This window comes from Novosphingobium sp. EMRT-2 (assembly GCF_005145025.1).
GTDB lineage: Bacteria > Pseudomonadota > Alphaproteobacteria > Sphingomonadales > Sphingomonadaceae > Novosphingobium.
Genome location: NZ_CP039695.1, coordinates 3469672 through 3480789 on the forward strand (window position 1 = coordinate 3469672; position 11118 = coordinate 3480789).

Genomic DNA, 11118 nt, shown 5'->3' on the forward strand with positions numbered 1-11118 from the left:
TCTTGCGCGCCGCCATTGGCAATCCGTCACCGGCTCGCCATATGCATCGCTCGACAGGAGCAGATCATGGCTGAGCAGGAATACGACTACGATCTTTTCGTCATCGGCGCAGGCTCGGGCGGCGTGCGGGCCAGCCGGATCGCGGCATCGCACGGCGCGCGCGTGGCCGTGGCGGAGGAATACCGGGTCGGCGGCACTTGCGTGATCCGGGGCTGCGTGCCCAAGAAACTGCTCGTGTACGGTTCGCACTTCGCCGAGGAACTGCAGGACGCCGCCAATTACGGCTGGACGGTCGAGAAGATGCATTTCGACTGGCCAACCCTGCGCGACGCGGTGCTCAAGGATGTCGATCGCCTGAACACGGCCTACACGACCACGCTGGAAAACAACAAGGTCGAACGCTTCCTCGAACGCGCCACGATCACCGGGCCGCATGGCGTGCGGCTCGCTTCGGGGCGGGAAATTTCAGCGAAGTACATTCTCGTCGCCACCGGCGCCTGGCCGGTGATGCCCGAATTTGAAGGCAACGAACACTGCATCACCTCCAACGAGGTGTTCCATCTGCCCGAACTGCCGCGCCGCATCGTCATCCAGGGTGCGGGTTACATCGCGCTGGAGTTCGCCGGCATCTTCAACGCGCTGGGCAGCGCGGTGACCGTGGTGAATCGCAGCGACGCGATCCTGCGGGGTTATGACGAGACGCTGCGCGACCGCCTGCTGCAGATCACCATGGCGCGCGGCATCACCTATCGCTTCAACTGCCCGATCACCAAGGTGGAAAAGCAGGCGGACGGCTGTCTGCACGTGTGGGTGAAAGGCGCGCAGGACCCGATTCCGGCCGATGCCGTGCTGGTCGCCACCGGTCGCCGGCCGAACGTTGCCGGGCTGGGGCTGGAGACTGCCGGCGTCGAACGGGGCGAACGGGGCGAGATCCGGGTCGACGATACCGCGAAGACCACCTGCGACAGCATCTATGCCGTGGGCGACGTGACCGATCGCGTGCAGCTGACGCCCGTGGCCATTCGCGAAGGGCACGCGTTCGCCGACCGGGTGTTCGGCGGCAAGGATGTGCGGATCGATTACGCCTGCATCCCCAGCGCGGTGTTCTCGCAACCGCCGCTGGCGGGCGTCGGCCTGACCGAAGGGCAGGCGCGCAACGCCTATGGCAACGTGAAGGTCTATTCGTCCGATTTCCGGCCAATGAAGAACATCTTCGGCCAGCGTCCCGAGCGCGGGCTCTACAAGATGATCGTCGATGCCCAGACCGACCGCGTGCTGGGCATCCACATGATCGGCCCGGATTCGCCCGAGATCCTGCAGGCCGCGGCGGTCGCGGTGAAGGCGAGGCTGACCAAGGCCGATTTCGATGCCACCGTCGCGCTGCACCCGTCGATGGCGGAAGAACTCGTCCTCATGCGATAAAAGTTGCAAGTTGCAACTTATGTGATAGTTTTCCCACACCAACGGGGAGGCAGAACATGCGGTTGCAGGGCAAGGTTGCGCTGGTCACGGGTGGCACCGACGGGATAGGCGCCCGCCTGGTTCGCCAGTTGCGCGACAAGGGCGTTACCGTCATCACCACCGGGCGCACGGCGGACAGGATCGCCGCCGCCCGGGCCGATGGGTTCGAGGTGATCGAGGCCGACCTGTCCCTGCCCGAAGGCGTGGACGCGGTGCTCGCGGGTCTTGCCGGGCGTGAGATCGCCATTCTGGTCAACAACGCCGGGGCGGGGACCGACCATGATTTCCGCAATGGCGCGCCTGATCTCGCGTCCACCGACCGCACCATCTTCCTCAACCTTCATGCCCCGATCCACCTGATCGCGCGGTTGATGCCGGTGCTGCGCGCGCAACCCGAGGCGATGATCGTCAACGTCACCTCCGGCCTCGGCATCGCGCCCAACGGGGGCGGGGCGGTCTATTGCGCCACCAAGGCAGGCTTGCGCAGCTATACCATGGCGCTGCGCTACCAGTTAAAGGATACCGCGATCCACGTGCTGGAAGCGCTGCCGCCGGTGGTCGATACGCAGATGACGGCCGGACGCGCCAACCGCAAGATGCCGCCGGAAGAATGCGCGCGCCAGATCATCTCGGCGATGGAGCGCAACGCGGACGAGGCCAGCGTGGGCATGGTCAAGCTGCTGCAACTGGTGCATTCCATCTCGCCGGCGCTGGCGCGCAGGATCATGATCCGCTTCTGAAAGCGGGCAGGCGGGGAGAAGAGGAATGACGGGCAAGGTTCTGGTGACCGGCGCAAGCGGCTACATCGCCGGCTTCGTGGTGCGGCAGCTTCTCGAACAGGGCTGGACGGTCCATGCCACCGTCCGCAACCTGTCGCGCGAGGCGGAACTGCGCCCGCGTCTCGGCGGAACGCCCGAGACCCTGCGCTTCTTCGCGGCGGACCTGATGGCGGATGCGGGCTGGGCGGATGCGGTGATCGGCTGCACGCACGTGTGCCACGTTGCCTCGCCGTTCAGCACCAACGCGCCGAAGCACGAGGACGACCTGATCGTGCCCGCGCGCGAAGGCGTGCTGCGCGCCTTGCGGTTCGCGCGTGCGGCGGGCGTCACCCGCTTCGTGCAGACATCGTCCGTCGCCGCGATCGCCTATGGCCACGGCAAGGGCCAGCATCGCTTCACCGAAAGCGACTGGACCGACGTGGACGGGCCGGACGTCTATGCCTACGTCAAGTCCAAGACCATTGCCGAACGCGCCGCGCGCGATTGGGTGGCGGCCAACGGCGGCGCGATGGAGTTCGTGTCGGTCAACCCCGCCGCCGTGCTGGGGCCGGTGTGGAGCGATGATTTCTCGCCCTCGATCGAAGTCGTGCGCCAGTTGCTCGCCGGTGCCCTGCCGGGGTGCCCGGACCTTGGGTTCGGCATCGTCGACGTGCGCGATTGCGCGGACCTGCACGTCCGCGCGCTGACCGAACCGGGCCTGGCCGGCGAACGCTTCATCAGCGCGGGGCCGTTCCTGAAACTGGTGGACGTTGCCCGCGTGCTCAGGGACAACCTGGGCAATCAGGCGCGCAAGGTGCCCACGCGCCGGCTGCCGGACTGGCTGGTGCGCTTTTCCGCGCTGTTCAATCCGATGATCCGCCAGATCACCGGCGAACTCGGCAACGTGCGCGATGCGAGCGCCGCCCACGCGCTCGAACGGCTCGGCTGGCGCACGCGGCCCGTGGAGGAATCGATCCTCGATTGCGCGCGCAGCCTGATCGAGCGGGGCATCGTGAAGGCTTGAGGAGGCCCGCTTGGGGGCTGGACCCTTGGGCGCGTGAACGATCCGCTGTGGAGGGAGCCCACTAATCTATGAGTCTGGACCGAGAAGACCCTTGTGAAGCTGTGCCCGTGCCGGCGAGTTTGTCCGCATCCTTGGAAGGTTATGGATGGGCGCGCGATAATGTCGGGGGATCAGGCGGTGCCGTTTATCGGTTGCACGGTAAGACCGATGCGCCTGACCTGTTCCTCAAGCAAGGTGAAAGCTCTGTCGCTGACGACATAATCGATGAAATGGTCAGGCTGCGTTGGTTGGCGAGGTACATCCCTGTCCCGATCGTCAAAGGCTTCTTCGCGACGCAGGACGAGGCATGGCTTCTCATGACGGCGTTGCCGGGACACACCGCATATCAGCTTCTGGAAGCACAGTCCGATGATCGCGCCGGGATAGTTGATGCGCTTGCGACGTTCCTGCAGCGTCTTCATGCGATCCCGATCAGCGAATGTCCCTTCACCAGCGATCACGCCTACCGTCTCGCGAAGGCGCGCGAACGAATCGACGCGGGTCTTGTCGAGGAAGATGATTTCGACGATGAGCGCGAAGGTTGGACTGCAGAACAAGTGTGGGAAGCGATGCAGCGCCTGCTGCCTATGCCCTCCGATTCCGTCGTCACGCATGGCGACTTTTCGCTCGACAATATTCTGATGCTTGAAGGTGAGGTGGTCGGCTGCATTGATGCAGGACGAGTTGGCATCGCGGATCGCTATCAAGACCTTGCCATACTGTGGCGTTGCCTCGGCGAGTTTGACCCTGCGCTTCAAGAGAGACTTCTGACGCAATATGGCGTGACCGACTTAGACCGGCGCAAGCTGCAATTTCATCTGATGCTTGACGAGCTATTCTAGCTGCTTCGCCACAATCAGGTGTTTTCCTTCAACATCCGTCATCGCGTCGTGCCCGGTCAGGCCGCTCCCACGGGAAAACGACGGAGAGCTGCCACTCCAGCCGCGCGCGATCCCGTCCACGCGGCCTAAATCCCTGCATACCACTGGTAATCGTGGTGGTCCTCCCAGTAGCCGCCCTTGCCGCCGTAGATGTCGGCCAGGCTGCTCACGGCCTGGATGCGCATCACGTACTTGGCCTGCTTGTACCCCAGTTGCCGTTCCACACGCAGCCGCAGGGGCGCGCCGTGGCCGATCGAGAGCGATTGCCCGTTCAGGCTGTGCGCCAGGATAGTCTGCGGGTGGAAGGCATCGACCAGATCGATGCTCTCGTAATAGGGCGCGCCGTCATAAAGATCGGCGCAGTGGAACACGATGTACTTCGCGTTGCCGGATAGCCCGGCGCGGCGCAGCAGCAGACCCAAGGGTAGCCCGGTCCACTGGCCGATCGCGCTCCACCCCTCCACGCAATCGTGCCGCGTGATCTGCGTGCGCTGGGGCGCGGCGAGGATTTGCGGCAGGCCGATCGCCAGCGGCTGGGCGACCATGCCGTCCACCACCAGGCGCCAATTGGCGAAGCGTTCGGCCACGTGCGCCGCATAGTCCGGCGATCCGGGATTGCGCGTGCCGTTTTCGCGGAACACGGGCGAAAGATCGGCGCGGGTGAACTCGCGGGCGAGCGCGTTGCGATCGGTGACGAGCCGTTGCGCGGTGCGCGTGGCCTTTTCGCCCAGCGTCAGCACTTCGCGCACCGAGGGTGAAGCGGCGATGCGGTCGCAGCCCGAAAGCAGCAATCCGGCGCCGCCGATCAGCGCGTTGCGGCGGGTGATGATGGTCATGCCGCGTCCTCCGTCATCGTGGTTGCCGGCGCCTTTGGCTGCGGCAGGCGGTACCAGCCCGTAATCATCGAGCGCAGTTCGTTGACCGGCCCAGCCAGCAGCACCATCGCCAGATGGACCGCGATGAAGGCCGCGAACCCCAGCGCGCAGAGAAAGTGAATCGAGCGCGCCGATTGCCGCCCGCCGAACAGATCGAGCAGCCACGGCCATGCCGCGTTCATTGTGGGCGACATGGTGAGGCCCGACAGGATCACGGTGGGGATCAGGATCAGGATCACCGCCAGATAGGCGATTTTCTGCAAGGGATTGTAGCGCCGCGCGGCTTCTCCGGTGGGAAAGCGCAGGCGGGCGTGCTCCTTGATGTCATGCCACAAGTGCGAAGGGCGCATTTCCGCGCGGGTGAGGGCAAGATCGCGCTGCAAGTGGCGGGAAACCAGCGCGTAGAGCAGGAACAGCGTGGCCGAGATCGCCAGCACCCACGCGAAGAAGAAGTGCCATTCGCGGCCGCCGGCCAGATCGTAATGCGAAGGGATCGTCAGCAGCGGCGGAAACGCCCGCGCCCCTTCGGACGAGACGCCCAGCAGGCCGCCGGCGGGCAGTTCCACGCCCAGCAGGTTCACGAAACCGCTATCCCCGTGGTTGCCGATCACCAGCCACGGCTGGTCGAAGTTCGCGCCGTACTGGCCCCAGTAGAGGCGGGGGTGGGCGTTGAAGATCGACATGCCGCTCATCAGCATCACGAAGATGCTGAAGGCGTTGATCCAGTGCCAGATGCGTACCGGCAGTTTCGTGCGGTAGATCAGCGGTGCTTCCGGTTGCGTCCGGTTGTCCGCGTCCGCGTGTTCCATCCCGCTCTCCCCTGTCAGCCCGAAGGCAGCATGACACAGCTTTGCGTGCGCGCAACGAGCTATCTGCACCACGACGATGACATTCGCATGAGCCGTGCGGACGGTTACGGGAAATGTTAAAGGGGCCGCGTCATCGCGATCAGGTCGCGGCGGGTGAAGCGCCGCGCCTCCGCGTCGGCATGGCAGTGGCGGGGCACGGGCAGCAGCGCCTGCGCGGCCGCCTTGCCGATCCACGCGATCTTGCGCCCCTTGCCAACCACCGTGCGGCTGTCCCACGCCTTCGCGCCGCGTCTCGCGACCTCCACGGCGATCTCGCCATAGATGCCCGCCGCCGCCAGGATTGCCCAGCGCTGGCGGGGGGCGAGCCTTGCCGCGCCGATCCGCGCCGAACAGCGGTGGGCCTGCGCCCGTTCGCACAGCCGCGCGGCCAGCCGGGCCATCGTCGCGCGGTAGGGTGGCTTCATCTGCTCACCCGGCGGAATATCGTGCTCCGCCAGCCATTCGGCGGGCAGGTAGCAGCGCGCCGCCGCGTCATCCTCGGCCAGATCGCGCGCGATGTTGGCAAGCTGGAAGGCCAGCCCCAGATCGCAGGCGCGATCGAGCGTATCCTCGTCGTCCGGCGCCACGCCCATGACCACCGCCATCATCACGCCCACCGCCCCGGCGACATGCCAGCAATAGCGCATGAGGTCTGCTTCGCTGCGGGGGTGCCAGTCGGCGGCATCGAGCGCGAAGCCGGCGATCACGTCTTCGGCCATCGCCGGTGTAAGGCCTGTTTCGCGCGCGACCACGCCCAGCGCGTCGAACGCCGGATCGCCGGTTGCCTCGCCCGCGAAAGCGCGCGCGGTCAGGGTGCGGATCTTGGCGAAGCTTTCCTCGCCGCCGTCTTGCGCGCCCAGCGTACCGCCATGGTCCTGCGCGTCGGCTATGTCATCGCACCGCCGGCACCAGGCGTAGAGCAGCCAGACCCGTTCGCGCGTGGCCGGATCGAACAGGCGGCTGGCGGCGGCAAAGCTTTTCGATCCGCGCACGATCGATTGCCGGGCGTGGGCGACGAGGGCGTCTCTCACGCCGCGGTCGTGAAAAGTTCCGGCCTCGCGACCTTCCGTCACAAATCGGCGGCTTTCATCGCGAAGATCGGGGTGTGCGGCACGTGCGCCGCCATCCGCGCCAGCAGCAGATCGAGATCGGGCTCCGCGATGATGATGTCACGATGGGCTTCGCGGATGAAGCCCACGTCGATCATATGGCGGTTGAAGGCGATCAGATGGTCGTAGAACCCGAAGGCGTTGAGCAGCCCCACGGGCTTGGTGTGGTAGCCAAGCTGCGCCCAGCTTACCGCTTCCCACAGTTCATCCATCGTGCCCACCCCGCCGGGGATGGTCAGAAAGCCGTCCGAAAGGTCGGTGAACGCCTGCTTCCGCTGGTGCATGTTGGCGACGACGTGCAGTTCGGTGCAGTCGGTATTGGAAACCTCGGCGCTGACCAGCGCTTCGGGGATCACGCCGATCACTTCGCCGCCGGCCTCCAGCGCACCGCTTGCCACCGCGCCCATCAGGCCCAGCCTGCCGCCGCCATAGACCAGCCCGATGCCGCGCCGGGCCAGCGTGGTGCCGACGTCGCGGGCAAGTTCGACGTACCGGGAATCGGCGGGCGAGGCGGAGCCGCAATAGACGGCAAGGCGTTTCACTTCATATCCTCCAGCATGAGACGGGCGGTCGCCTTCGCGCTGCCGACAACGCCGGGAATGCCGGCGCCCGGATGCGTGCCCGCGCCGACCAGATAGAAATTGGGAATCGCGTCATCGCGGTTGTGCGCGCGGAACCACGCGCTTTGCGTCAGCAGCGGCTCCAGGCTGAACGCGCTGCCCTGATAGGCGGAAAGATCGGTGGCGAAGTCGGTCGGGGCGTAGTGGAACTTGGTCCGGATGCGATCGTGGATGTCCGGGATCAGGCGGCGTCCGACTTCGTCGAGTATCCGCTTTTCCAGCACCGGCCCGATCTCGTTCCAGTCGACCGGCAGCTTGCCCATGTTGGCCACGGGCACCAGCGCGTAGAACGTGCTCATGCCTTCGGGCGCCATCGACGGATCGGTCACGGTCGGGTGGTGCAGGTAGATCGAGAAATCCTGCGGCAGCACGCCGTGCTGGTAGATGTCGTCGAGCAATCCTTTGTAGCGCGGACCGAACAGGATCATGTGGTGCGGAATGCCGGGCCAGGTGCCCTCCACCCCGAAATGCACCACGAACAGGCTGGGCGAGAACCGCTTGCGCGCCAGCGACCGGGCCTGCTGTTTCCCACGCGGATTGTCGGACAGAAGATCGCGGTAGGTGTGCATCAGATCGGCGTTGGAAGCGACCGCATCGAACGGGGCATGCCAGCCGCTGCGGGTCAGGACACCGGTGACCCTGCTGCCCAGCGTTTCCACGCGCGCTACGGGATCGCCCAGCCGCACTTCGCCGCCCAGCCGTTCGAAGTGGCGGACCATGCCGGCGATCAGGCGGTTGGTGCCACCCCTGGCCCACCACACGCCCCCATCCTTTTCCAGCTTGTGGATCAGGGCATAGATCGCGCTGGTGTTCATCGGGTTGCCACCGACGAGCAGGGTGTGGAAGCTGAATGCCTCGCGCAGCTTTTCACTTTCGACGAAGCTCGATACCATCGAATAGACCGACCGCCACGCCTGATAGCGTGCCAGCGCGGGGGCGGCCTTGATCATGCTGGAAAAGTCGAGGAACGGCACCGCGCCCAGCTTGACGTAGCCTTCCTCGAAGACGCCCGCCGAATAGCGCAGGAAATCCTCGTACCCCACGACGTCACCGGGTGAGATGCGCGCGATTTCGGCGCGCAGGTGGGCTTCGTCGTTCGAATAGTCGAATATCGTGCCATCCGGCCAGTTCAGCCGGTAGAACGGGGATACCGGCATCAGGTCCACGTCGTCGGCCAGGCGATGTCCGCTGAGGTTCCACAGCTCCTCAAGGCACGGCGGATCGGTGATGACCGTCGGTCCGGCATCGAACGTGAAGCCATTGCGTTCCCAGTACCAGGCGCGCCCGCCCGGCTTGTCGCGTGCTTCGATGACGGTGGTCTGGATGCCGGCCGACTGCAGGCGGATGGCCAGCGCCAGTCCGCCAAAGCCGGCGCCGATGACACAGGCTCGTTTCACTTGCGCACTCCCGATGGCGATTGGCTGGAATGATGCAGCGGCTGGGGCCTGGCGCCCAGTCCGGTCAGCACGCCGATGGCCTTGCTGATCGCGACCGGAGGACGCCCCGCGAGAATGCGCATCTTGTCGAGCGGGGTCGACCGTCCGGCGTAGAACCGTTCGATCAGGCGCTGGTCCAGACCGTAGAAGCGTTGCAGCACGCGATAGCGGTCCCGTGGCTCCGCAGCGGCGAACAGCATGGAGGAGAGCGCCCGGTCGAACCGTCCGCGCTGCCAATGGCGTCTGGCCCATTCCTCGCTGAACACGGCAAGCGCCTGGCCCGAGAGATCGTCCTGCCGCGCCAGCGCCAGCGCGAAGCGCACGGCATCGGGGACCGAGTAGCTGGTGACCGCGTGGAACAGGCCGGCGCGGCTGCCGGCGCGGGCGATCTGCCCACCGGTCGCGCGCCAGAACCCGTCGAAATCGCCGCCGGCGACAACCGGCAGCACGCCGGTTTCCTCGTCGAGCACGGCTTCCACGCGCCAGCCGCGCGCCAGCGCATAGGCTTCGATCCGGGCGTGGATGGCGGAGATGTCGAGATGGGGGCCGTCCGCATAGTAGGTGTCCTCGATGAACACCTCGTCGGGCGCGAAGGGCAGGCAATAGAGGAAACGGTAGCCATCGATCTGCTCGACCGTGGCGTCCATGATGACGGGCCGCTCCAGCCCGTGCGGGGCTTTCAGTTTCAGCCGCTGGCCCACGAACTTCTGCCAGCCGCCGGTGAGGTGCCCGGCCAGCCGCACCCCGCGTGCGTCTATCACCGCACGAGCCTCAAGCCGGGTGCCGTCGGACAGCGTGACCGCCGTTTCGCTGCACGCCAGCGCGCGCCGGTTGCACAGGATTGCGTCTGCCGGCAGCGCGGCGCGCAGCGCGGCGTCCAGACGGGCCGATGTCATCGCGTAGTAGCTCGTATCGAGCTGGCGATCGTATTGCGGAAAGCGGACCGTGTATCCCGGCCACGCCGCTTCGACGAGCGGCGCCAGCAGCTCGCGCCCGGCCTTGCCCACGTCGCTGCCGAAGAATGACCAAAGATGGTGGCCGCCCAGCGTTTCGCCCTGTTCGACCAGGCACAAAGACAGGTCCGGCCGAGCGCGCGCGAAGGCAAGCGCCGCCAGACCGCCCGCAAGGCCGCCGCCAAGAATAACGATGTCGCAAGTTCGCGAACTCATCCCGATTCACCTAGGCGTTCGACCGGAACGGCGCAACTGCACCATGGGGCCTATCAAGGGTTTGGCAATTCCGTGAGGCTAAGGGGTAGCGATGAAGGCCGATTTTGCATCCCCTCTGCCGCTGACGCCCGACCGGGCAAGGACCGTCGTGGCGCTGCTTATCGCGGCGCTGATCGTCGGCATCCTGCTGGGGGAAGGGCGGCCGCCGATCTGCCCGTGCGGCGTGGTGCGCCTGTGGCAGGGCGTGGTGGAATCGCCCGAAAACAGCCAGCAGGTTTCGGACTGGTACAGCTTCAGCCATCTTATCCACGGAATGCTGCTCTATGGCGCGGCGCGGCTGCTGTGGCGCGTGCCCGCGCTGGCACGGCGGGTTTCGTCGCGCTGGGCCTTGCCATTCGCCGTGCTGATCGAGGGATCGTGGGAACTGCTTGAAAACTCGCCGATCATCATCGATCGCTACCGGTCGGTTACGGTATCGTGGGGCTATTCCGGCGACAGCGTGCTCAATTCGGCAAGCGACATCGGTTTCATGACCCTCGGCTTTCTTGTCGCCTCGCGTCTGCCGGCACGGGCCACCATCGCGCTGGCGATCGCGTTCGAACTGTTCACGCTGGCAATGATCCGCGACAACCTGACGCTCAACGTGCTGATGCTGGCGTGGCCGATCGAGGCGATTCGCCACTGGCAGGCCGCTGCCTGACCGCATTCCGGCCGGTTTTGGAATTTTTCCGGGTGACCGGAAAGATTTCCGGGGGCGGGATGAAGGGTGGTCTGCCCGCCCCCGGAGCGGGAGCGGGTCCGGGGGGGCCGCTCCCAAGGCTGGAAATTCGAGAGATCAAATTCCGCTACGGCATCGGACCGTCCTTGCGTCGGTTCGGTCTACCGTTGCGAGCGGTTC

General features: G+C 65.9%; 11 protein-coding genes. 5 read left to right on the forward strand and 6 right to left on the reverse strand.

Annotated features, from left to right (window positions below; genetic code table 11):
• Window positions 1-66: 66 nt before the first annotated feature.
• The 4 genes from gorA to FA702_RS16840 all read left to right on the forward strand — a co-directional run bounded on the left by gorA (window position 67) and on the right by FA702_RS16840 (window position 4124).
• Window positions 67-1422 carry a glutathione-disulfide reductase gene (gene gorA / locus FA702_RS16825; protein ID WP_136957031.1) on the forward strand — a complete coding sequence of 452 codons (1356 nt, stop codon included), beginning with the start codon at window positions 67-69 and terminating at the stop codon, window positions 1420-1422.
• Between the two features lie 56 nt (window positions 1423-1478).
• Window positions 1479-2201, forward strand: coding sequence for an SDR family oxidoreductase (locus tag FA702_RS16830; protein ID WP_136957032.1), 723 nt, complete (start codon window positions 1479-1481; stop codon window positions 2199-2201).
• A 25-nt stretch (window positions 2202-2226) separates the two neighbouring features.
• The gene (locus FA702_RS16835; RefSeq protein WP_136957033.1) at window positions 2227-3243 is read left to right on the forward strand and encodes an aldehyde reductase; all 1017 of its coding nucleotides are present in this window, start codon (window positions 2227-2229) and stop codon (window positions 3241-3243) included.
• Between the two features lie 68 nt (window positions 3244-3311).
• Window positions 3312-4124: an APH(3')-I family aminoglycoside O-phosphotransferase gene (locus FA702_RS16840; protein ID WP_136957034.1), complete on the forward strand. Its 813-nt coding sequence runs from the start codon at window positions 3312-3314 to the stop codon at window positions 4122-4124.
• A 125-nt stretch (window positions 4125-4249) separates the two neighbouring features.
• Here FA702_RS16840 and FA702_RS16845 read toward each other — a convergent pair whose 3' ends face one another.
• The 6 genes from FA702_RS16845 to crtY form a co-directional block, all read right to left on the reverse strand.
• On the reverse strand, window positions 4250-4999 hold the full coding sequence (locus tag FA702_RS16845; protein WP_136957035.1) for a molybdopterin-dependent oxidoreductase: 750 nt from the start codon (window positions 4997-4999) through the stop codon (window positions 4250-4252).
• Window positions 4996-5847, reverse strand: a complete 852-nt coding sequence (locus FA702_RS16850; protein WP_136957036.1) for a cytochrome b/b6 domain-containing protein — start codon at window positions 5845-5847, stop codon at window positions 4996-4998. The genes FA702_RS16845 and FA702_RS16850 overlap by 4 nt, the downstream gene beginning before the upstream one ends.
• A gap of 116 nt (window positions 5848-5963) precedes the next feature.
• Window positions 5964-6917 (reverse strand): phytoene/squalene synthase family protein, encoded by a 954-nt coding sequence (locus FA702_RS16855; protein ID WP_136957037.1) that lies wholly within the window; start codon window positions 6915-6917, stop codon window positions 5964-5966.
• A gap of 38 nt (window positions 6918-6955) precedes the next feature.
• Window positions 6956-7537 carry a TIGR00730 family Rossman fold protein gene (locus tag FA702_RS16860; protein ID WP_136957038.1) on the reverse strand — a complete coding sequence of 194 codons (582 nt, stop codon included), beginning with the start codon at window positions 7535-7537 and terminating at the stop codon, window positions 6956-6958.
• Window positions 7534-9012, reverse strand: coding sequence for a phytoene desaturase (locus FA702_RS16865; protein WP_136957039.1), 1479 nt, complete (start codon window positions 9010-9012; stop codon window positions 7534-7536). Before FA702_RS16865 ends, FA702_RS16860 begins: the two co-directional genes overlap by 4 nt.
• Window positions 9009-10220: a lycopene beta-cyclase CrtY gene (gene crtY, locus FA702_RS16870; RefSeq protein WP_136957040.1), complete on the reverse strand. Its 1212-nt coding sequence runs from the start codon at window positions 10218-10220 to the stop codon at window positions 9009-9011. Before crtY ends, FA702_RS16865 begins: the two co-directional genes overlap by 4 nt.
• A 91-nt stretch (window positions 10221-10311) precedes the next feature.
• On the opposite strand from crtY, the gene FA702_RS16875 reads away from it, so the two are divergent.
• Window positions 10312-10920: a DUF2585 domain-containing protein gene (locus FA702_RS16875; protein ID WP_136957041.1), complete on the forward strand. Its 609-nt coding sequence runs from the start codon at window positions 10312-10314 to the stop codon at window positions 10918-10920.
• Window positions 10921-11118: the final 198 nt, after the last annotated feature.

Coding starts and splice junctions, on each gene's coding strand:
- gorA (WP_136957031.1), top strand. CDS start 67: ATGGCTGAGCAGGAATACGACTACGATCTTTTCGTCATCGGCGCAGGC.
- FA702_RS16830 (WP_136957032.1), top strand. CDS start 1,479: ATGCGGTTGCAGGGCAAGGTTGCGCTGGTCACGGGTGGCACCGACGGG.
- FA702_RS16835 (WP_136957033.1), top strand. CDS start 2,227: ATGACGGGCAAGGTTCTGGTGACCGGCGCAAGCGGCTACATCGCCGGC.
- FA702_RS16840 (WP_136957034.1), top strand. CDS start 3,312: ATGAGTCTGGACCGAGAAGACCCTTGTGAAGCTGTGCCCGTGCCGGCG.
- FA702_RS16845 (WP_136957035.1), bottom strand. CDS start 4,999: ATGACCATCATCACCCGCCGCAACGCGCTGATCGGCGGCGCCGGATTG.
- FA702_RS16850 (WP_136957036.1), bottom strand. CDS start 5,847: ATGGAACACGCGGACGCGGACAACCGGACGCAACCGGAAGCACCGCTG.
- crtY (WP_136957040.1), bottom strand. CDS start 10,220: ATGAGTTCGCGAACTTGCGACATCGTTATTCTTGGCGGCGGCCTTGCG.
- FA702_RS16875 (WP_136957041.1), top strand. CDS start 10,312: ATGAAGGCCGATTTTGCATCCCCTCTGCCGCTGACGCCCGACCGGGCA.